Source organism: Pseudomonas caricapapayae (genome assembly GCF_001400735.1).
In the GTDB taxonomy this organism is placed as follows: domain Bacteria; phylum Pseudomonadota; class Gammaproteobacteria; order Pseudomonadales; family Pseudomonadaceae; genus Aquipseudomonas; species Aquipseudomonas caricapapayae.
On sequence record NZ_LJPW01000108.1, the window covers coordinates 34,369 to 54,478 of the forward strand.

Consider the following 20,110-nt stretch of genomic DNA (forward strand, 5'->3'; position numbering starts at 1 on the left):
CTGGCTGACCGGTAGGTACTTAGGAGGGCAGGCAACACAACAGGAGCAAAGGTTCGACGCTCCGGGTGAAGATCCTGATCAATTGCAGGCTGGTTGAAGCAGACCATGAGAGCCGTGACTGCACTGTCACCCCAAATGGTGCATCAGCGCGAAAGGTTCATGTCTGGAAACCATCGAGGTGGTCGATCCCTTGTTGCCAACATTCTCGTCGCATGGAGGAGTGTCTGTCGGGGGACTTGTCGACCGGAATTGATTTTCAGCTTGGTACTAACGGCGGTGATAGTACTCGCAGTACCGAAACATTGCAAGGGGCGGCAAAGAACGTTTTACCAGTGCCCCGCCAGACGGTAAATCAATACGGTCACCGACGCGACCATTGAGCATCCGAGCAGGTACGCGGCGATGGTAAGGCGCAGTGATCTGCGGCTTTCGATGGCGCGCATGATGTCGCCCGTCTCATTGATACGGCCCTTGCTGAGGTCGCTGCAGATAATCAGCATCACGGCAATTGCAGACAGCAGAACAGTGTACGCGAAGACGCCGCCGTCTGGTGGCGGCAGTACGATGCTGACTGCCAGGGCGACGATGCAGATGGTCAGCAACAGGAGCAAGAACTTGGCTATCTCCTTCATGGGTCCCTTTACTGATTGATGGGTGGCATCGGGCGTGGTCCTTTTGGGCAGTGCTTGGACCGCAAGAATGACGATTTGTCGTCAGTGTTGTTTTCAGGGTGCAGGGTGAGGCACGAAATGCCTTGGATACAAGCCGTTTCCAGCGGTTCGAAACCTGCTGAAGACCGCGAATTCATTGAGAATAAGATGCAATCTGGCGAGAATCATATGACGACCGAAATAGCTGAAAAGTACGTGGGCAAGGAGTTGTGCACATTAGCGGCACAAGCTGCCATATCACTGTCATAAGCGTGGCTAAGGGTTTGATTTATGATGGTGAATTATTAAGTCAATGAAAAACATCGTTTTTTTTAGCTGGTGAAAAAATCGTCAGTTTGAGTGCAGGCCGCATCCTGCTTGCGTTTGCGGAAGTTAAAGGGGGGTTGTCCACTGAGTTATCCACAGCTTCTGTGGATTGTCCCGAATGAAATGTCCCTGGAATAGGGGCTGTGCGCTGCGCTGAAAGCGCGTACAATTCGTTCCCCCGATTTGCCCCCGCCTGTTGATCTCGCCTCACCCGAGACGATGTTTCTGCTGCACTGTCACGCTCTAATCCGAACAGCCGCTGGCGATGATTCAGCCCGCATGGAGTCTTTATGGCACTGGACCTGAACAGCCTGTTACTGGGGCTTGCTGCAGCCGCATTGCCCTTGTTGGCATTGCTCTGGCAGTTGCAGCGTCGTCTGGCACTTCGTCAGGCCGAAAGCGCGCTGCTGGACGAGCGTCTGAGCATGGCGCAAATGGCGCAGGAAGGCCTCAATGCCCAGCTGGATGCCAGCCGTGACGAGGTCAGTGACCTCAGTCAGGCCAATGCGGCAAAGCAGGCCGATCTTGCCGCACTGCGGCGCGAGGTCGAGTTGCTGCGTCAGGAAAGCGATAACGCTCGCCAAACGGCTCAGGACTGGAATCAGGAGCGTGCTGGCAGAGAAGCAGAGCTACGTCGCCTGGATGCGCAATGCGCAGCGTTGAACGCCGAACTGCGTGAGCAACAGGACAGTCATCAGCAGCGCCTGAACGATCTGCAGGGCTCACGCGATGAACTGCGCGCGCAGTTTGCCGAGTTGGCAGGCAAGATTTTCGATGAGCGTGAACAGCGCTTCGCGGAAACCAGCCAGCAGCAGTTGGGGCAATTGCTCACGCCGCTGAAGGAGCGTATCCAGTCGTTCGAAAAGCGTGTCGAGGAAAGTTATCAGAACGAAGCCCGCGAACGCTTTTCGCTGGCCAGGGAGCTGGAACGTCTGCAGCAGTTGAATCAACGCTTGAGCGATGAAGCCACCAACCTGACACGCGCTTTGAAGGGGCAGAAGACCCAGGGCAATTGGGGGGAGCTGATCCTTGAGCGAGTGCTGGAGCACGCGGGGCTTGAAAAGGGCCGTGAGTACCAGACGCAAATAAGCCTGAAGGGGCCGGATGGCGAGCGTTTTCAGCCTGACGTGCTGATCATGTTGCCAGGTGACAAGCAGGTGGTGGTCGATGCCAAGGTCAGCCTGACGGCCTATCAGCAATACGTATCCGCGGACGACGATGTTATCGGTCAGGCTGCGCTGAAACAGCATGTGCTGTCGCTGCGCAATCACGTCAAAGGCCTTTCGGGCAAGGATTACAAACGTCTCGAAGGGCTTCACAGCCTGGATTTCGTTTTGCTTTTCGTGCCTATCGAGGCTGCTTTTTCCGCCGCACTGCAGGCTGAGCCCAATCTGTTTCAGGAAGCCTTCGACCGTAACATTGTGATTGTCAGCCCTACCACGCTGCTTGCCACATTGCGGGTTATCGACAGTTTGTGGAAGCAGGAGCGTCAGAGCCAGAACGCGAGGGAGATCGCCGAGCGGGCGGGCTGGCTGTATGACAAGTTTGTGTTGTTCATTCAGGATCTGGACGAGGTCGGCAACCGCCTGCAGCAGCTGGACAAGGCTTATTCTGCGGCGCGCAACAAGTTGACCGAGGGGCGTGGCAACCTGATCAGCCGCAGCGAGCAACTGAAGCTGCTGGGTGCGCGTGCCAGCAAGAGCCTGCCAGCCGATTTGCTTGAGCGGGCGATGACTGACGGTGAGGGGCTGATCAGTCCGCCTGACTGAGTCGCTTGTGTATTGGCGCAACGTTCAGTAACAGGCCGTCCGTCGCAAAGACTAGAAGCGCGTCTGCACAAATGTCACATTGACGCTATCGGAAAATTGTTTCCGTAGCACTCGGCTAACAGTTCATTTGCTTCTATGATCTCTAGTGAGTGATGAGTACAGATTGACTGCCGGGTATTTCCCTCAAGGGGGCTTTATGAATAGCAAACTGCAAGAATGGCTCCATGACGTCGGCGTTGCGCTGGGTCTGATAGAACGACCAAAGCTGCAACCCATTCCGGTTCGTGCCGATGACGATCGTCGTCGCCAGCGCCGGTAAACCTCTCGCCTGACTCCGTTCACGGGGCAGAGCACATGCTGAATCTTGTCGGGATGCACAGGAGCGTCCCGATGCCAGGGCGGGCACTTAACACCGATGCCCTTCGTCTCGCGTCGATTTCTCGCCTCCCTCCGACAGTGTTTTCTTCCCCATCAACAAGATCAGCTCAACAATCATCTGCAGGGAGAAGTCATCAGGCTTTTCTATCGCCTGCTCCTTGATCTGAACAGGGAATGTGAAGTGGAATACCTCCCCCAGCGCCGTGAACAGGCGTTCGATGTCTTCGTCATCGAGCTTCAGGGAGGTGAGGGTGGCACCTTCGTGAATATCGCTTTTGTCCACTAATATGATGCCCAGCGCATCAAACACCTTCTGTTTGATTTCTTCGCGATTCATGAAAGCCCCTGAGATTGATCTCGTCAGATTCAGCAGGCGTACTCCATTTAACCAGCCCAGAACCATGAGGCTAGCTCAAATCGCTCTTGCAACTAAGGATTGCCCCGTCCTGACAGCGTTGAATTGTCTAAAATGGGCAACTGTTCGACAGGCGGTTTGCCACGGCCCGGATTCATCGTGCTGCGCTGTCATTTCCCACTGAGTAATAATTGATGTCCCGCGCCCGTTGTGACCGTTGCCTGCGTCCTGTTCCGCACTGTCTTTGCACCTTGATTCCGCAACTGGACAGCCGCACGCGGGTGTTGATCCTGCAGCATCCTGGCGAAGTGAGTCATGCCTTGAACACGGCGCGACTGGCCGCGTTGGGGCTGGTCAATGCGCAACTGCGAGTGGGCGAAGTGTTTGACGACCTGCAAACGCTGCTCAGACCGCCCGGTTATGAGGCGCGATTGCTGTTTCCGGGCGAAGCTGCCGAGACGTTGATGCCTTACGCGCACAACTCGCAGCCCATGTTGCTGGTGGTTCCGGACGGCACCTGGCGCAAGGCGCGCAAACTGCTGCACCTCAACCCCTTGCTTGCCGAGCTGCCCAGGGTTACGCCAGGCGCTGTGCCTGTTTCTCGTTATCGATTGCGCAAAGCGCCAGGCCCGGATGCTTTGTCGACACTGGAGGCGATCGCCCATGCGTTGCAGACGCTGGAAGCACCACGCTCCTTCGAGGCTCTGTTGAAGCCGTTCGATGCGTTGATCGACGGTCAGATTCAGGCAATGGGCAGCGAAACGTATCGGCGCAATCACGGCGGGCAGGCGTAAAGAAAACAATTCGCAGCGTTAACCGCGCCCAGCTGTAACTGTTGCTTTGCCGTTCAGCGCCTAGAATGAATCGCGTGTTCCATCTCTTGCGGAAATTCCGATGCACATTTCTTCCGGTCGCTGGGTCTATGGCCTCTGTCTGTCACTGTTGACTGCGCTGCTGTGGGGCATTTTGCCGATCAAGCTCAAGCAGGTTCTGCAGGTGATGGACCCGGTGACGGTTACCTGGTTTCGCCTGTCTGTTTCCGGTGCACTGTTGTTCATCTGGCTGGCGTCGGTCAAGCGCCTGCCCAGGTTCAAGGTCCTGGGGCGCAAGGGCAAGGTGCTGGTAGGACTGGCCGTGTTCGGCCTGGTAGGCAATTATGTGCTGTATCTCATTGGCTTGCGGCTGCTGAGCCCCGGCACCACGCAGTTGCTGGTTCAGGTCGGTCCGATTTTTCTGTTGATCAGCAGTATCTTCCTGTTCAAAGAGCGTTTCAGCGTTGGTCAGGGGATTGGTCTGATCGTATTGCTGATTGGCTTCGGGTTTTTTTTCAACCAGCGTCTGGTGGAGCTGTTCACCTCACTGGGTGATTACACGCTGGGTGTGCTGGTGGTGTTGCTGGCATCGACCATCTGGACCTTCTACGGATTGAGCCAGAAGCAGCTTCTGACGGTCTGGAATTCGCTGCAGGTCATGATGGTGATCTACCTGTTCTGCGCCTTGTTGCTCACCCCTTGGGCACACCCTGCCGAGGCGTTGTTATTGAGCCCGTTGCAAGGCTGGCTGCTGCTTGCCTGCTGTCTGAACACGCTGGTGGCCTATGGCGCGTTTGCCGAAGCGCTGGCGCATTGGGAAGCGTCGCGGGTCAGTGCGACCCTTGCGCTGACGCCGTTGGTCACGTTGGCCGCTGTGGCTGCTGCTGCCTGGTTATGGCCGGATTATGTGCAGGCTGAAGAATTGAACGTGCTGGGTTACGGCGGGGCGCTGCTGGTAGTGGCGGGGTCGGCGCTGACTGCGCTGGGCCCCTCGCTGGTTGCCGGTCTGAGGGCGCGCAAGGCAAGGCTGGCGCAGGCCTGACTATCAGCGCTTGCCCAGTGCCTGCGCCTGAACAATCCATTCCTGACGCTGCTGTTCGCTGGCGCTGTGCACAGGGGCGAATTCGGTCAGGCGCCGAGTCTTTATTCCACAAAAGCCCAGTATGGTCCGCACCATCTGTCGGTGAGCGGGCGCGCCATAGATCCAGTGAAAATAGCGCGGCGGGGTGTCCATAGCGACCAGCAGCTCCGCAGTGCGGCCCCGGAGCAACTCATTGGAAGGGTGCTTGCGGCCGTGGGCCTTGAACGCAAAACCGGGCGTCAGCACCCGGTCGAAAAAACCGCTCAGCAGTGCAGGCAAGCCGCCCCACCAGACCGGATAGACGAATACCAGATGTTCGGCCCAGTGAATCTGGCGCTGGGCGTCGAGCAGATCGGGCTCGAGTGTCTGGGTCTGATCGTAGCCGTTGTGCAGAATAGGGTCGAAATTCAGCTCGCCAAGTTTGAGTACCCGCACCACATGCCCCTTGCCGCGCGCAGCCTGGGCATAGGCTTCGCCAAGAGCATGGCAGAGACTGATGGCTTTCGGCGTACCGTAAACCATCAGAATCCGTTTGCCGTTGCCCTCCAGCGGTGTTGCGCCGCTTCTGGCATCAGCCATTGCTGCCTGCCTCAAGCATTTTGTCCGGGCGCACCCAGGCGTCGAACTCCTCGTCGGTCAGATAACCCAATGCCAATGCGGCTTCACGCAGGGTCAGACCTTCGGTGTAAGCCTTCTTGGCAATCTGTGCCGATTTGTCGTAGCCGATATGCGGATTGAGTGCAGTGACCAGCATCAGTCCGCGTTCCAGGTGTTCGGCCATTTTTTCGCCGTCGGGCTCCATGCCTGCGATGCAGTGTTCATTGAAGTTGCTGCAACCGTCGGCCAGCAGCCGGATCGATTGCAGAACGTTATGAATGATCACTGGCTTGTAAACGTTCAACTGCAAATGACCCTGGCTGGCTGCGAAACCGATGGTCACGTCGTTGCCCATGACCTGGCAGGCGAGCATCGACAGGGCTTCACATTGGGTCGGATTGACCTTGCCGGGCATGATCGAGCTTCCCGGCTCGTTGGCCGGCAGTCTGACTTCTGCCAGCCCTGCACGTGGGCCGGAGCCCAGCAGGCGCAGGTCATTGGCGATTTTCATCAGGGTCCCGGCCAGCGTCTTGAGTGCGCCGGAAAGCGCGGCAAGCGGCTCATGCCCGGCAAGCGCGGCAAACTTGTTGGGCGCGGTGACGAACGGCAGTCCAGACAATGCGGCCAGTTCTGCTGCAATGGCCTCGGCAAAGCCTTTCGGTGAGTTGAGCCCGGTGCCGACTGCAGTCCCGCCCTGAGCCAGTTCATAGACGGCGGGCAGGGCAGCACGAATGGCTTTTTCCGCGTAATCAAGCTGCGCGACAAACCCCGAAAGCTCTTGGCCAAAGGTGATCGGCGTCGCATCCATCATGTGCGTGCGTCCGGTCTTGACCAATTTCATGTGTCGCGCAGCCTGTTCGGCCAGCCCGCTGGAAAGCTCTGCAATGGCTGGCAGTAGCTGTTCCTTGACCGCTTGGGCAGTGGCGATATGCATGGCCGTCGGAAAGCAGTCGTTGGAGCTCTGCGAACGATTGACGTGATCGTTGGGGTGGACCGGCGACTTGCCGCCACGGCCCTGGCCGGCCAGTTCGTTGGCGCGGCCTGCGATCACTTCGTTGACGTTCATGTTGCTTTGCGTGCCACTGCCGGTCTGCCAGACCACCAGCGGAAATTGCGCGTCGTGCTGGCCATCGAGCACTTCATCGGCGGCCTGCTCGATCAAGCGCGCGATGTCGGCAGGCAGATCGCCGTTACGGTCGTTGACGCGTGCGGCGGCTTTCTTGATCAGGGTCAGCGCGTGCAGAACCGGCAATGGCATACGCTGGTCGCCAATCGCAAAATTGATCAGTGAGCGTTGGGTCTGCGCGCCCCAGTAGGCATCTTCGGGGACTTCGATCGGGCCAATGCTGTCGGTTTCGGTGCGGCTCACTGGTCTTACTCCTTTAAGTACGTTGCAAGGTTAGGTGTCCATATGCGGAGAGGGTTCCCGTGCAGTGCTTTTTAACCGCTGGGTGAACCGGGGGTTGAGCCAAAAGCCCAGATAAGCGCAGAATGGTCGGCCCTGGGGTAATGCCTCGTTTGCTAGATAAGGAAACTCGATGACCCGTCTTCGTGCCATTTGTACCGCGGTAGCCCTGGTCTGTGCCAGCGGCCAGGTCTTCGCCGACACCGCCAGTCACAACGCGAGCGCCGAAACGTTCCTGAAGCTTGCCAACGCCGATCGCCTGGGCGCTCCGGTCTATGCGCAGGTTCAGCAGATGTTCGCCCAGCGTTTTGCTGAAACCAAGGCACCTGCATCGAAAAAAGCCCTGCTTGAAACCTACCAGGCCAAGGCCAACACCGCTCTGGACCAGGCTATTGGCTGGAACAAGCTCAAGCCTGAAATGGTCAAGCTGTACACGGCCAACTTCACTGAAAGCGAGCTGAAGGATCTGGTTGCATTCTACCAGTCGCCACTGGGCAAGAAAGTGATGACCAAAATGCCTGAACTGGCTCAGCAATCGGCCCAATTGACCCAGAGCAAGCTGGAAAGCGCAGTGCCGGTCGTCAACAAGCTTCTGGCTGACATGACTGCCGAGCTGGAACCTGCCAAGGCCGCTGCTCCTGCGCCGGCCAAGAAGCCCTGACAGGCGATCGCTATCATGACCATGCAACAACGAATCGAGTCGGCGCTTGCGCTGCTGCAGCCGCACCACCTGCAAGTGCTCGATGAGAGTCACATGCACAGTCGTGGCCAGCAGACCCATTACAAGGCTGTGCTGGTCAGTGATCAGTTTCAGGGCCTGAATTCGGTCAAGCGGCACCAGAAGGTTTACGCCACGCTCGGTGCGCTCATGGGCGAATTTCATGCGCTGGCATTGCACACCTACACGCCTGAAGAATGGTCGAAGATCGGTGCAGCGCCTGCTTCGCCGACCTGTGCCGGTGGTCATTGATCAGGGCTTTTGGCTGATTACGCCCCTTTGCCGGGGCAATTGATCCGCAGGCCTGCCTGCTTCACTCCGGTTTTTGCTAGAATCCGCACCGCGCCGCCTGGCCGGTGCGTTTTTTTGTCCGCAATTTTATACCCGGTAGGCCCTTTGCGAGGGTCGCCACTGGAGAGACACATGACTCAAGAGCCGATGACTCAGCCGATCGTCGTGGCTGCGCTATACAAGTTCGTTACCCTGAGCGACTACGTGGCACTGCGCGAGCCGCTGTTGCAGGCGATGGTCGACAACGGCATCAAGGGCACCCTGCTGATCGCCGATGAAGGCATCAACGGCACGGTATCCGGCAGCCGTGAAGGCATCGACGGGCTTATGGCGTGGCTGAAGAACGACCCGCGCCTGATCGACATCGACCATAAGGAATCCTACTGCGACGAGCAGCCGTTCTACCGCACCAAGGTCAAACTCAAGAAAGAGATCGTGACCCTCGGCGTGGAGGGTGTCGACCCTAACAAGAGCGTGGGTACTTATGTCGAGCCAAAAGACTGGAACGACCTGATCACCGACCCTGAAGTGCTGCTGATCGATACCCGTAACGACTACGAAGTGTCGATTGGCACCTTCGAGGGGGCCATCGATCCGAAAACCACCTCTTTTCGCGAGTTTCCGGAATACATCAAGGCGCATTTCGACCCTGCCGTGCACAAAAAGGTCGCGATGTTCTGTACCGGTGGCATTCGCTGTGAAAAAGCTTCGAGCTATATGCTGGGCGAGGGTTTCGAAGAGGTGTATCACCTCAAGGGCGGGATTCTCAAGTATCTGGAAGAGGTTCCCGAGCAGGAAAGTCAGTGGCGCGGCGAATGCTTTGTGTTCGACAACCGGGTCACGGTGCGCCATGACCTGACTGAAGGCGATTACGATCAGTGTCATGCCTGCCGCACGCCGATCAGTGCCGAGGACCGTGCCAGCGAGCATTATTCGCCGGGTGTAAGCTGCCTGCATTGCTGGGATTCGCTGAGCGAGAAGACTCGGCGCAGCGCCATCGACCGGCAAAAGCAGATCGAGCTGGCCAAGGCACGTAACCAGCCTCATCCGATCGGTCGCAACTATCGTTTACCCTCCGAGGCCTGAGCCATGTCTGCCCGCCTGATCTATGTCATGGACCCGATGTGCTCTTGGTGCTGGGGCTTTGCTCCGGTTGCCGACGCGTTGGTGCAGCAGGCTCGGGCGGCAGGCGTGCCGCTGCATCTGGTCATGGGCGGTCTGCGCTCTGAGGGTGCTGCGCTGGAGCCTGCCAAGCGTCGTTACATTCTTGAGCATTGGCAGGCGGTCGAGGAGGCCACCGGTCAGCCGTTTCTTCGCGAAGGGGCGCTGCCGGAAGGGTTTGTCTACGACACCACGCCAGCCTGCCTTGCTGTCACTGCGGCACGGCAACTGGACCCGGACCGCGCCTGGGAGCTGGTCGGACTCATCCAGCGGGCGTTCTACAGCGAGGGCCGTGACGTGACGCGCCCGTCACTGCTGGCTGAACTGGCGGAGCAGACGGGGCTGTCGCGCCAGGCATTTGCCGATCAATTCGAGAGTCCGGAGCGGCAAGCCGCCACGGCAGCCGATTTCGCCTGGGCGCAGGATCTGGGCATCGCCGGCTTTCCGACCCTGCTCGCCGAGCGCAACGGTCAGTTGGCGCTGCTGACCAACGGTTACCAGCCATTGAGCAGCCTTTCGCCTCTGCTCGGACGATGGCTGGAGCGTGCAGCCAGTGCGTGACGAATCGCCCGAGACTGCCCGACAGCCTCAAGCCACACGTAGCGATGCGCTGAGCTGGGCCGAGATCCGTCGTCTCGCGCTGCGTCATAAAAAAGCCTTGTGGCTGGCCAATGGTGTCGCGGTTCTGGCGACGCTGTGCAGCGTGCCTATCCCGTTGCTGCTCCCGTTGCTGGTCGACGAGGTGCTATTGGGGCGTGGCGATGCGGCGCTGAAAGTCATGAACCACTTGCTGCCCGACGGCCTGCAAAAGGCGGCGGGCTACATCGGCCTGATGCTCTTGCTGACGCTGGTGCTGCGTGTCGGGGCGCTGGTTTTCAATGTGCTGCAGGCGCGGTTGTTTGCCGGTCTGGCCAAGGACATCGTCTACCGTATCCGGCTACGCCTGATCGAACGACTCAAGCGTATCTCCCTGCGTGAATACGAAAGCCTCGGTAGCGGCACCGTGACCACGCATCTGGTGACCGACCTGGACACGCTGGACAAGTTTGTCGGCGAAACCCTCAGCCGACTGCTGGTGGCCACGCTGACGCTGGCAGGCACTGCGGGCATTCTGATGTGGATGCACTGGAAGCTGGCGCTGTTGATCATGCTGTTCAATCCGCTGGTGATTCTGCTTACGGTGAAGCTGGGCAAGCGCGTCAAGCACCTCAAAAAGCTCGAAAATGACAGCACGTCGCGTTTTACCCAGGCATTGAGCGAAACGCTGGACGCCATTCAGGAAGTCAGGGCCGGTAATCGACAGGGCTTTTTCCTTGGCCGTCTTGGCATGCGGGCACAGGAAGTGCGTGATTATGCAATCAATTCGCAATGGAAAAGCGACGCCTCGGGCCGTGCCAGCGGGTTGTTGTTTCAATTCGGCATCGATATCTTTCGCGCCGCAGCGATGCTCACCGTGCTGTTCTCCGACCTGTCCATCGGGCAGATGCTCGCAGTGTTCAGCTACCTGTGGTTCATGATGACGCCAGTGGAGCAATTGCTGAATCTGCAATATGCCTACTACGCGGCAGGCGGTGCTCTGACCCGCATCAACGAGCTGCTGGCGCGTGCCGACGAGCCGCAGTACGTCGGCGGCACCGACCCGTTCGAAGGTAAGGAAACGGTGGGCGTCGACGTGCGCGGCCTGAGTTTCGGTTATGGCGAAGATCTGGTCCTGGACCAGTTGAACCTGAGCATTGCAGCGGGTGAAAAAGTCGCCATCGTCGGTGCCAGTGGTGGTGGCAAGAGCACGTTGGTGCAGTTGCTGCTTGGCCTCTACACCGCCCGCACCGGAGTGATCCGTTTCGGCGGTGTCAGTCAGCAGGATATCGGTCTGGACACCGTGCGCGAGAATGTTGCCGTGGTGCTCCAGCATCCGGCCTTGTTCAACGACACCGTGCGCGCCAACCTGACCATGGGGCGTGACTGCAGCGATGAAGCGTGCTGGCGTGCGCTCGAGGTCGCGCAACTGGAATCAGCCATTCGCGATCTGCCGCAAGGGCTGGACAGCGTGGTAGGGCGTTCCGGTGTCAGAATGTCCGGCGGGCAGCGTCAGCGCATGGCCATCGCGCGCATGGTGTTGTCCGATCCGAAAGTGGTCATCCTCGATGAGGCCACCTCGGCGCTGGATGCGGCCACCGAGTACAACCTGCATCAGGCTCTCGCACGTTTTCTGCGCAGCCGCACGACGCTGATCATTGCCCACCGCCTGTCCGCCGTGAAGCAGGCTGACCGGGTGCTGGTGTTCGATGGCGGGCGAATCGTGGAAGACGGCGGCCATCAACAGCTGATTGCCGATGGAGGTCTGTACGCCAAGCTGTACGGGCATTTGCAACAAATCTGATGCGCCTTGCCCCGATCGACGCACAGGCTGGCTTAATTGCGGGAGAATCACCTGCCATCATTCACGAATTTAGCCTAGTCTCTGCGCTAGGCGTTTATTCAGGCATGTGGTGACGTGAAACCCATGAAGCAATCATGGACCTTCTCCAAGCCCCGTCTGTTGGGCATCGTGTGGCCTTTCATTGCTGTCGCTCTGTTTCAGGCACTGCTGGGGTGCGTCAGCCTTTACACCATGTCTGCGGTGCGCAGCTATGTGGCGGGCGAGAGTCTCTGGTCCAAGGGGCAAAAGGACGCTATTCACTACCTGAGCCTGTACGCCAATACGCACGACGAGCGTGACTATCTGAAGTATCAAGCTGCCTTCTCTATCCCGCAGGGTGGTTACGCCCTGCGCAAGGCGCTTGATCAGCCCATTCCGTCCATGTCGGACGCCAGAGCCGCGATCATTCAGGGTGGCAATCACCCTGATGATACGAACGGCATCATCTGGATGTACTTGAACTTCCACAACTTCAGCTTCATGAAACAGGCTATTCACTTCTGGGGGGTGGGTGATGGCTACCTCATGCAGCTCAATGACCTGGCCCGGCGTATTCATGAGCGGGTCGGTCAGGGCGGCGTGACTGCTGCCGATGTCGATCAATGGCGCGAGCAGATCAACGTCATCAACGAAGGGGTGACGCCTGCGGCCCGCGCGTTCAGCGATGCGTTGGGCGAGGGGTCAAGGTTTATCCTTAACCTGCTGATAGCGGTCAATCTGGTCACCGCCGTTGTGCTGATCCTTCTGGCGCTGCTGCGAGTGCGTCGCCTGATCGTCCAGCGACGCGTGTTTGCCGATGCTCTGCAACTGGAGAAAGAGCGCGCACAGATCACCCTTGAGTCCATCGGCGACGGAGTGATCACCATTGATGTTGCCGGTGCCATTGTCTACATGAACCCGGCAGCCGAGGGCCTGACGCACTGGAAAAGCACTCAGGCCAGCGGACTGCCGCTGGCGGCGCTGTTTAATCTGCTGGATGAAAACGATCAGAAGGACAGCTCGACGCTGGTCGAGCAGATCGTCACCGGCAAGCTCAAGGGCGGCAGCGCCAATAGCAAGCTCATCCAGCGGCTGGATGGCAGTACAGTCTCGGTGGCGCTGGTCGGTACACCGATTTATACCGAAGGGGAGATCAGTGGTGCGGTGCTGGTGTTGCACGACATGACCCAGGAGCTTCAGTACATCGCTGATCTGTCATGGCAGGCTGCCCATGATCCGCTGACCGGGCTGGTCAATCGCAGTGAGTTCGAGCACCGGCTGCAGCGGGTACTGGATGGCGATGACGGTCGGACGGGCAGCCATTGCCTGATGTTTCTCGATCTGGACCAATTCAAGCTGGTCAACGACACCGGTGGTCATGCGGCGGGTGATGAGCTGCTGCGTCAGCTTTGCCGGGCACTCCCGCAGGGGTTGCGCGACGCAGACACGCTGGCCCGGCTGGGAGGGGACGAGTTCGGTGTGTTACTGGTCGATTGCCCTGCCGGCATCGCGCTCGATATTGCCGAGGCGTTGCGCGAGATCGTGCAGCGCCTGCATTTCATGTGGAAAGGTCGGCCATTCATGACTACCGTCAGTATTGGTCTGGTGCATCTCGGCGACATCCCCGCCACCCTTGAAGGGTCGCTGTCTGCTGCAGACATGGCCTGTTACATGGCCAAGGAGCGAGGGCGCAACCGGGTTCAGGTCTATAGCGTCGACGATCTGACCCTGTCGATGCGGTTTGGCGAGATGGCCTGGATACAGCGGCTGCACATGGCAATGGATGAAAATCGCTTTTGTCTTTATGCACAGGAAATCGCCTCGATCAGCGGCGAAGGCGATGAGGTGCGGCACATTGAGATCCTCCTGCGCCTTCGTGATGAGTCCGGACGAATGGTTGTCCCGGACAACTTCATTCCGGCTGCTGAGCGTTACGGGCTGATGACCACACTGGATCGCTGGGTGGTGCACAATGTGTTCAAAGTGATTGCCCAGTGCCAGAGCGATGACCGGCATCAGGTGCCGCAAGCGCTATGTGCTATAAATTTGTCCGGCTCCAGTATCGGAGACGATACCTTTCTCGAATACCTGAAGCAGCAGTTCCAGGCGTTTGCCGTTTCACCCGGGATGATCTGTTTCGAGATCACTGAAACCAGCGCCATTGCCGATCTGGACAGCGCGATTCGTTTCATCAATGAGTTGAAGGGGCTGGGGTGTCAGTTTTCCCTTGATGACTTCTGTTCGGGCATGTCGTCCTTTGCCTATCTCAAGCACCTGCCAGTGGATTTTCTGAAAATCGATGGCAGTTTTGTAAAGGACATGCTCGATAATCCGATCAACAAGGCAATGGTCGAGGTCATTAATAACATCGGTCATGTAATGGGCAAGCGCACTATTGCCGAGTACGTTGAAACACCGCAGATAGAGTCTGCGCTGCAGGAAATGGGCGTGGATTTTGCACAAGGGTATCTGATTGCCCGTCCTGAATTATTTACGTGCGAGAGTCTTTACATTCAGCCTGTACGGCCTGACCCCCTGATGTTCGGCGCGCCAGGAACGCTACGTTAATCAGTTGAAACCTATAAGGAGATACCAGTGATCGACACTTTCGAGAGAACCGGTCCGCTCATGGAAGCCAGCAGTTATCCCGCCTGGGCGCAGCAGTTGATCAAGGATTGCAGCGCCGCAAAGGCACGCGTGGTCGAGCACGAGCTGTACCAGCAGATGCGTGACGCGAAACTGAGTCCGCAGATCATGCGTCATTACCTGATCGGCGGGTGGCCGGTTGTCGAGCAGTTTGCGGTGTACATGGCCAAGAACCTTACCAAGACCCGTTTTGGTCGCCATCCCGGTGAAGACATGGCGCGGCGCTGGCTGATGCGCAATATTCGCGTGGAACTCAATCATGCCGATTATTGGGTCAACTGGTGTGCGGCGCACGACGTGACACTTGAAGATCTCCACGATCAGCGGGTTGCGCCCGAGCTGCACGCACTCAGCCATTGGTGCTGGCAGACCAGTTCTTCTGATTCGCTGGCGGTCGCAATGGCTGCCACCAACTATGCCATTGAAGGGGCTACGGGTGAGTGGTCGGCAGTGGTCTGTTCCAATGGTGTCTATGCCGAGGCATTCCCCGAAGCGTCCCGCAAAAAGGCCATGAAGTGGCTCAAGATGCATGCACAGTATGACGACGCGCACCCTTGGGAAGCGCTCGAGATTATTTGCACACTGGTGGGGAATAAACCAAGCCCGCAATTGCAGGCCGAACTGCGTCAGGCCGTTAACAAAAGTTACGACTACATGTTCCTGTTCCTTGAGCGCTGCATGCAGCTGGAAAAGGTCAAGCCTGCGCGTGGGCGTGTTGCCGCGCTGGAAGTGTAGGGGCTGGGCGAAAAAGGCAGGAAAAAGTGCTAGCTGGCCATGGCAAGACGATTACGGCCTTCGCGCTTGGCGACATACAGGGCGTTGTCGGCACGGCGCAACAGGCTGTCGGCAGTTTCCGCGGGCAGCAGTGTCGAGCACCCCAGGCTGACGGTCATGGTCAGCGCCGGGTCAAGTTCGCGAAACTCAAGATTTCGCACGGCCTGGCGTAGACGTTCGCCAATCAGCTCGGCCGAATTGGAACCGGTGTTGGAGAGAATCACTACAAACTCCTCGCCACCATAGCGGAACACGCGATCGATGTTGCGCAATTGCGCTTTCAGGCTTTGCGCGACGGTTTTCAGTACATCATCGCCCGTGTGATGGCCGTATTCATCGTTCACTTTCTTGAAGTGATCGATATCCAGCATCAGCAGTGACAACGGCTGCTTGTGGCGGCGTGATATCTCTATCTCGCGGGCCAGACCCTGATCCATCGCGATACGGTTGCCGGTACTGGTCAGTGGGTCACGCAGCGCAGTCTGAGTGGCGATGCGATACAGCAGCGCATTCAGCAGCGGATAGACGAGGCAGACCAGCAGGGATTCCAGGTCGCTCAGCTGACGGGGATCAAATGGCCTCGCGCCCTGAAACTCCAGCTCGCCGATGCATTTACCTTCATGGCGCAGATGAAAGGTGGCGCTGTCGGATGACATCTCGCCCAAACGCAGATTCAGGTCGCTTTCGGCGTGCCGATAGACCAGGCCGCTCAATGGCAGGAACCGCTGCACCCCCTGAAAGAAAAGGGTCAGTATCCGCTCGGCTTCCAGGCTGGTCTGCAATTGTCGCCCAAGCTGGTAAACCAGCTCGGGCAGTGACGGGGGTGGAAGTATGGCGTCGGGTCGATTTCGAAAACCCAGGCGTTGCAGTTCAGCCGTATCGAAATCGATTGCATGGGTCTGGGTAGGAAAATTCATCTCTTCGCTCCTCAGCACATATTGCTGGCTTGGCTGGGTTAGAGGGGATGTGGTGCCATTCGGTTCATTTTTGCCCAGACTTATTAAAATCAGTGGTTTAGCTGACGCCATCTCTCTGACAGTAAGGCTGGATCGGCAATTCCTTGACTTAAAACGGAGCAAAAAATGGCTGCCGTGACGGTTTTTCGTCACGGCAACGCCTGTCATTTTCGGTTAGCGGGCATTCAGCGCCTGCCCATTGATGCCTTTGCTGTCCGGCCCCATCAGGTACAGATAAACCGGCATGATGTCTTCGGGAGCCGGGTTGTTCTGCGGGTTTTCGTCAGGGTAGGCCTGCGCACGCATGCTGGTGCGGGTAGCGCCTGGATTGATGCTGTTGGCCCGTACATTGGCAACACCTTCAAGCTCGTCGGCCAGGGTTTGCATCAGGCCTTCGGTAGCAAATTTCGACACCCCGTACGCACCCCATTGCGCGCGGCCTTTGCGTCCGACGCTGCTGGAAGTGAAGGCCACCGATGCATCTGTCGAGCGCTGAAGCAGCGGCAGCAGCGCCTGGGTGAGCATGAAGGTCGCGTTGACGTTGATGTGCATGACCTGCATGAAGTCCGCACCGGACAGGTTTTCCAGCGGCGTACGCGGGCCGATGATCGAGGCGTTGTGCAGCAGGCCGTCAAGGTGGTCGAATGTGCTTTCGATCATGGCCGCCAGCGCGTGGTATTGCTCCGGCTCGGCGCTTTCCAGATCGAACGGTATGACCATTGGTTGCGGCAGTCCCGCCATCCTGATTTCATCGTGAATCGGCGCGAGGCTGGCTTCTGTCCTGCCCAGCAGCAAAACGGTCGCGCCGTGGGCTGCGTAGGTCTTTGCGGCTGCCGCGCCGATGCCGCGCGCAGCGCCAGTGACCAGAATGATCCGGCCCTTTAGCAGTTCCGGGGGCGCAGAGTAATCAAACATGTAGAACCTCGTTTAACAGCTGCACAGTGCATTATCCAGCACCTTGCGCAGTTCCAGCGGATGGTCGACCACCACGTCGGCACCCCAGTGGGCGGGGTTGTCGTCAGGGTGAATGTAACCGTAACGCACGGCTGCGGTCCTGGTGCCTGCATCCCGCCCGGACTCGATGTCGCGCAGATCGTCGCCCACGAACAGGACGCTGGCCGGGTCGAGGTCGAGCATCCTGCAAGCCAGAATCATTGGCTCGGGGTGGGGCTTGCTGTGGGTGACGTGGTCCGGACAGATCAGTACAGCCGAACGTTCGGCCAGTCCGAGCTGTTCCATGATCGGCTGAGCGAATCGCACTGGCTTGTTGGTCACCACGCCCCAGATCAGGCCAGCCTTCTCGATGTCGGCCAGCAACTCGCCCATGCCGTCGAACAGCCTGCTGTGGACGGCACAGTCACGCTGATAGCGCTCCAGAAACTCCAGGCGTAACGCTTCGAATTGCGGTGCCTCAGGCGACAGCGAGAACGTGGCTGCCACCATCGCCCTGGCACCCCCTGAAATTTCGTCGCGTATCAGTTTGTCCGGTACGGGCGGGAGACCGCGGTCGGCCAGCATCGCCTGAGCAATGGCGATGAAGTCCGGGGCGGTGTCGAGCAGGGTACCGTCCATGTCGAATAAAACTGCTCTCAAACGCATGTATCACGCCTCTCGCAGGGTCTGGATCATGTAGTTGACGTCGACGTCGGAAGCCAGCTTGTAATGCTTGGTCAGCGGGTTGTAGGTCAGGCCGATGATGTCCTTTACCTGCAAGCCTGCGTCACGGCTCCACGCACCCAGTTCGGAGGGACGGATGAATTTCTTGAAGTCGTGGGTCCCGCGCGGCAGCAGGTTGAGGATGTATTCGGCACCGACCACGGCGAACAGATAAGCTTTCGGGTTGCGGTTGATGGTCGAGAAAAACACCTGGCCACCGGGCTTGACCATGCGGTAGCAGGCGCGGATTACCGAAGACGGATCCGGTACGTGCTCAAGCATTTCCAGGCATGTCACGACATCGAACTGCTCGGGCATTTCTTCGGCCATGTCCTCGGCGGTAATCTGCCGATATTCGACGCTGACGCCTGATTCGAGCTGATGCAGTTGCGCCACTGCCAGTGGCGCTTCGCCCATGTCTATACCGGTCACCGTTGCGCCGCGCAGGGCCATCGCTTCGCTGAGAATGCCGCCGCCGCAACCGACGTCCAGCACTTTTTTGCCTGCCAGACCAACGCGCTCGTCAATCCAGTTGACGCGCAGCGGATTGATGTCATGCAGCGGCTTGAATTCGCTTTCGCGGTCCCACCAGCGATGGGCCAGGGCCTCGAATTTGGCGATTTCTGCGCGGTCGACGTTGCTCATGGGTGTCCCTCTTGAACTCAAAATTCTTTTCATCAGTCAGGCTTATAGATAAGCCTGACCGGCATGTGTTCGGTCCGAATCGAATTATTCGGCTTTACCGGAAATACGCTGGCCCCACGCGATCGCGGTGTCTCGCAAAGCGTGTTCGTCCATGCGGGTCAGCTGGCGAGCGTCGAGCAATTGCTTGCCGGCCACCCAGACATGGCTTACGCAATCGCGGCCAGTGGCATATATAAGCTGCGATACCGGGTCATAAATCGGTTGCTGGGCCAGACCCGACAGGTCGAAAGCGACCATGTCCGCAGCCTTGCCGATCTCCAGCGAGCCAGTCTCGGCCTGAATGCCCAGTGCACGGGCACCATTGAGGGTTGCCATGCGCAGCGCGCGGTGCGCATCCAGCGCCGTGGCAGAGCCGGCGACAGCCTTGGCCAGCAACGCAGCGGTGCGGGTTTCTCCAAGCAGGTCCAGGTCGTTATTGCTGGCCGCGCCGTCGGTACCCACTGCAACGTTCACACCGGCCTGCCACAATCGTTCGACCGGGCAGAAGCCGCTGGCCAGCTTGAGGTTGGATTCAGGGCAATGAATCACGCTGGTATTGCTTTCCACCAGCAGGGTCAGGTCGTCATCGCTAATCTGCGTCATATGTACAGCCTGAAAGCGCGGACCCAGCATGCCCAGGCGGTTCAGTCGGGCAAGAGGGCGCTCCTGACGCTGTTCGACAGCCTGTTCGACTTCAAATGCGGTCTCGTGGACGTGCATCTGAATCATGGCGTCCAGTTCGTCGGCGATCACCCGGACCTTTTCGAGGTTCTCATCACCTACGGTGTAGGGTGCGTGCGGGCCGAAGGCGATCTTGATGCGTGGATGATGAGCAAGATCGTTGAACAGCTCGATGCCGTTGTGCAGTGCTTCATCGGTGGTGTGAGCACCTGGAATCGGAAAGTCCAGTACCGGCACGGTGATCTGTGCGCGCATGCCGCTGGCGTGGACGCGCTCGGCAGCCACCTTCGGATAGAAATACATGTCCGAAAAGCAGGTGATGCCGCCTTTGAGCTGCTCGGCGATGGCCAGATCGGTGCCGTCGCGTACGAAGTCTTCATTGACCCACTTGCCTTCGGCGGGCCAGATGTGGTCCTGCAGCCAGGTCATCAGTGGCAGGTCGTCGGCCAGCCCGCGAAACAGCGTCATCGCCGCATGGCCGTGAGCGTTGATCAGGCCGGGGCTGAGCAGCATGCCGGGCAACTCCTGCACCTGCGCGGCGTTTTGTCGGAGAGCTTCGGCCCGTGGGCCTATATAGACAATACAGCCGTCGCGGATACCGATGCCGTGGTCCTGGAGCACGACGCCTGCGGGCTCGACCGGCACCAGCCAGGCGGGCAGGAGCAAAAGGTCGAGCGGTGCTGTGGCGTTCGGCATGAGAAGGTTTCCATCGTTTATTACGTTGATGGCGAAGTATACCCGAGCGTCTTCGCAGGCGGCTCGCTATAATCA

Annotated in this window: 20 protein-coding genes; 11 read left to right on the top strand and 9 right to left on the bottom strand. The window is 58.6% G+C overall.

The genetic code is table 11. From position 1 onward, the window contains the following. Nucleotides 1–326: 326 nt before the first annotated feature. Nucleotides 327–632 (bottom strand): hypothetical protein, encoded by a 306-nt coding sequence (locus ALO80_RS15365; protein ID WP_055009606.1) that lies wholly within the window; start codon nt 630–632, stop codon nt 327–329. 749 nt (nt 633–1,381) lie between these two features. On the opposite strand from ALO80_RS15365, the gene rmuC reads away from it, so the two are divergent. Together rmuC and ALO80_RS32200 are read left to right on the top strand one after the other, a co-directional pair. After that, complete coding sequence (rmuC, locus tag ALO80_RS15370) at nt 1,382–2,746, top strand: DNA recombination protein RmuC (protein ID WP_162839044.1); 1,365 nt, start codon at nt 1,382–1,384, stop codon at nt 2,744–2,746. Between the two features lie 196 nt (nt 2,747–2,942). After that, a complete protein-coding gene (locus tag ALO80_RS32200; protein ID WP_003418154.1) occupies nt 2,943–3,065 on the top strand; it encodes a PA1414 family protein in 123 nt (40 codons plus the stop codon). Nucleotides 3,066–3,152: 87 nt separating this feature from the next. On the opposite strand, the gene ALO80_RS30810 is transcribed toward ALO80_RS32200, so the two are convergent. Continuing rightward, nucleotides 3,153–3,461 (bottom strand): hypothetical protein, encoded by a 309-nt coding sequence (locus ALO80_RS30810; protein ID WP_055009608.1) that lies wholly within the window; start codon nt 3,459–3,461, stop codon nt 3,153–3,155. Between the two features lie 212 nt (nt 3,462–3,673). Here ALO80_RS30810 and ALO80_RS15380 point away from each other — a divergent pair, with 212 nt between their 5' ends. Continuing rightward, nucleotides 3,674–4,273: a tRNA-uridine aminocarboxypropyltransferase gene (locus ALO80_RS15380; protein ID WP_055009609.1), complete on the top strand. Its 600-nt coding sequence runs from the start codon at nt 3,674–3,676 to the stop codon at nt 4,271–4,273. 100 nt (nt 4,274–4,373) lie between these two features. Then, nucleotides 4,374–5,333 (top strand): DMT family transporter, encoded by a 960-nt coding sequence (locus ALO80_RS15385; protein WP_055009610.1) that lies wholly within the window; start codon nt 4,374–4,376, stop codon nt 5,331–5,333. Between the two features lie 3 nt (nt 5,334–5,336). On the opposite strand, the gene ALO80_RS15390 is transcribed toward ALO80_RS15385, so the two are convergent. Continuing rightward, complete coding sequence (locus ALO80_RS15390; protein ID WP_055009611.1) at nt 5,337–5,951, bottom strand: NAD(P)H-dependent oxidoreductase; 615 nt, start codon at nt 5,949–5,951, stop codon at nt 5,337–5,339. Further along, nucleotides 5,944–7,338, bottom strand: coding sequence for a class II fumarate hydratase (locus ALO80_RS15395; protein ID WP_055009612.1), 1,395 nt, complete (start codon nt 7,336–7,338; stop codon nt 5,944–5,946). The genes ALO80_RS15390 and ALO80_RS15395 overlap by 8 nt, the downstream gene beginning before the upstream one ends. A 169-nt stretch (nt 7,339–7,507) precedes the next feature. Between ALO80_RS15395 and ALO80_RS15400 the strand changes: the two genes are divergently transcribed. From ALO80_RS15400 to ALO80_RS15430, 7 genes are all read left to right on the top strand, one after another. Next, on the top strand, nt 7,508–8,035 hold the full coding sequence (locus ALO80_RS15400) for a DUF2059 domain-containing protein (RefSeq protein WP_003314637.1): 528 nt from the start codon (nt 7,508–7,510) through the stop codon (nt 8,033–8,035). Nucleotides 8,036–8,050: 15 nt separating this feature from the next. Then, the gene (locus ALO80_RS15405; protein ID WP_055009613.1) at nt 8,051–8,344 is read left to right on the top strand and encodes a BolA family protein; all 294 of its coding nucleotides are present in this window, start codon (nt 8,051–8,053) and stop codon (nt 8,342–8,344) included. Between the two features lie 186 nt (nt 8,345–8,530). Continuing rightward, a complete protein-coding gene (gene trhO, locus ALO80_RS15410) occupies nt 8,531–9,469 on the top strand; it encodes an oxygen-dependent tRNA uridine(34) hydroxylase TrhO (protein ID WP_055009655.1) in 939 nt (312 codons plus the stop codon). A gap of 3 nt (nt 9,470–9,472) precedes the next feature. Further along, nucleotides 9,473–10,105, top strand: a complete 633-nt coding sequence (locus tag ALO80_RS15415) for a DsbA family protein (protein WP_054987873.1) — start codon at nt 9,473–9,475, stop codon at nt 10,103–10,105. Further along, nucleotides 10,098–11,924 carry an ABC transporter ATP-binding protein gene (locus ALO80_RS15420; RefSeq protein ID WP_055009614.1) on the top strand — a complete coding sequence of 609 codons (1,827 nt, stop codon included), beginning with the start codon at nt 10,098–10,100 and terminating at the stop codon, nt 11,922–11,924. The genes ALO80_RS15415 and ALO80_RS15420 overlap by 8 nt, the downstream gene beginning before the upstream one ends. A gap of 123 nt (nt 11,925–12,047) precedes the next feature. Next, nucleotides 12,048–14,510 carry an EAL domain-containing protein gene (locus tag ALO80_RS15425; RefSeq protein WP_055009615.1) on the top strand — a complete coding sequence of 821 codons (2,463 nt, stop codon included), beginning with the start codon at nt 12,048–12,050 and terminating at the stop codon, nt 14,508–14,510. Nucleotides 14,511–14,537: 27 nt separating this feature from the next. Further along, entirely contained in the window at nt 14,538–15,323 is a 786-nt protein-coding gene (locus ALO80_RS15430; RefSeq protein WP_055009616.1) for a TenA family transcriptional regulator, read from the top strand. A 29-nt stretch (nt 15,324–15,352) separates the two neighbouring features. On the opposite strand, the gene ALO80_RS15435 is transcribed toward ALO80_RS15430, so the two are convergent. The 5 genes from ALO80_RS15435 to ALO80_RS15455 all read right to left on the bottom strand — a co-directional run bounded on the left by ALO80_RS15435 (nt 15,353) and on the right by ALO80_RS15455 (nt 20,035). Beyond that, nucleotides 15,353–16,279 carry a GGDEF domain-containing protein gene (locus ALO80_RS15435; protein ID WP_054987877.1) on the bottom strand — a complete coding sequence of 309 codons (927 nt, stop codon included), beginning with the start codon at nt 16,277–16,279 and terminating at the stop codon, nt 15,353–15,355. Between the two features lie 213 nt (nt 16,280–16,492). Further along, complete coding sequence (locus ALO80_RS15440) at nt 16,493–17,233, bottom strand: YciK family oxidoreductase (RefSeq protein WP_055009617.1); 741 nt, start codon at nt 17,231–17,233, stop codon at nt 16,493–16,495. A 12-nt stretch (nt 17,234–17,245) separates the two neighbouring features. Then, nucleotides 17,246–17,917: an N-acetylmuramic acid 6-phosphate phosphatase MupP gene (gene mupP, locus ALO80_RS15445; RefSeq protein WP_055009618.1), complete on the bottom strand. Its 672-nt coding sequence runs from the start codon at nt 17,915–17,917 to the stop codon at nt 17,246–17,248. 3 nt (nt 17,918–17,920) lie between these two features. Beyond that, a complete protein-coding gene (gene ubiG / locus ALO80_RS15450) occupies nt 17,921–18,619 on the bottom strand; it encodes a bifunctional 2-polyprenyl-6-hydroxyphenol methylase/3-demethylubiquinol 3-O-methyltransferase UbiG (RefSeq protein WP_002554570.1) in 699 nt (232 codons plus the stop codon). 84 nt (nt 18,620–18,703) lie between these two features. Then, on the bottom strand, nt 18,704–20,035 hold the full coding sequence (locus ALO80_RS15455) for a TRZ/ATZ family hydrolase (protein ID WP_054987881.1): 1,332 nt from the start codon (nt 20,033–20,035) through the stop codon (nt 18,704–18,706). Between the last annotated feature and the right edge of the window lie 75 nt (nt 20,036–20,110).

Coding starts and splice junctions, on each gene's coding strand:
- ALO80_RS15380 (WP_055009609.1), top strand. CDS start 3,674: ATGTCCCGCGCCCGTTGTGACCGTTGCCTGCGTCCTGTTCCGCACTGT.
- ALO80_RS15400 (WP_003314637.1), top strand. CDS start 7,508: ATGACCCGTCTTCGTGCCATTTGTACCGCGGTAGCCCTGGTCTGTGCC.
- ALO80_RS15385 (WP_055009610.1), top strand. CDS start 4,374: ATGCACATTTCTTCCGGTCGCTGGGTCTATGGCCTCTGTCTGTCACTG.
- ALO80_RS15435 (WP_054987877.1), bottom strand. CDS start 16,279: ATGAATTTTCCTACCCAGACCCATGCAATCGATTTCGATACGGCTGAA.
- mupP (WP_055009618.1), bottom strand. CDS start 17,917: ATGCGTTTGAGAGCAGTTTTATTCGACATGGACGGTACCCTGCTCGAC.
- ALO80_RS30810 (WP_055009608.1), bottom strand. CDS start 3,461: ATGAATCGCGAAGAAATCAAACAGAAGGTGTTTGATGCGCTGGGCATC.
- ALO80_RS15390 (WP_055009611.1), bottom strand. CDS start 5,951: ATGGCTGATGCCAGAAGCGGCGCAACACCGCTGGAGGGCAACGGCAAA.
- ALO80_RS15455 (WP_054987881.1), bottom strand. CDS start 20,035: ATGCCGAACGCCACAGCACCGCTCGACCTTTTGCTCCTGCCCGCCTGG.
- ALO80_RS32200 (WP_003418154.1), top strand. CDS start 2,943: ATGAATAGCAAACTGCAAGAATGGCTCCATGACGTCGGCGTTGCGCTG.
- trhO (WP_055009655.1), top strand. CDS start 8,531: ATGACTCAGCCGATCGTCGTGGCTGCGCTATACAAGTTCGTTACCCTG.
- ALO80_RS15365 (WP_055009606.1), bottom strand. CDS start 632: ATGAAGGAGATAGCCAAGTTCTTGCTCCTGTTGCTGACCATCTGCATC.
- ALO80_RS15405 (WP_055009613.1), top strand. CDS start 8,051: ATGACCATGCAACAACGAATCGAGTCGGCGCTTGCGCTGCTGCAGCCG.
- ALO80_RS15440 (WP_055009617.1), bottom strand. CDS start 17,233: ATGTTTGATTACTCTGCGCCCCCGGAACTGCTAAAGGGCCGGATCATT.
- ALO80_RS15425 (WP_055009615.1), top strand. CDS start 12,048: ATGAAGCAATCATGGACCTTCTCCAAGCCCCGTCTGTTGGGCATCGTG.
- ALO80_RS15415 (WP_054987873.1), top strand. CDS start 9,473: ATGTCTGCCCGCCTGATCTATGTCATGGACCCGATGTGCTCTTGGTGC.
- ubiG (WP_002554570.1), bottom strand. CDS start 18,619: ATGAGCAACGTCGACCGCGCAGAAATCGCCAAATTCGAGGCCCTGGCC.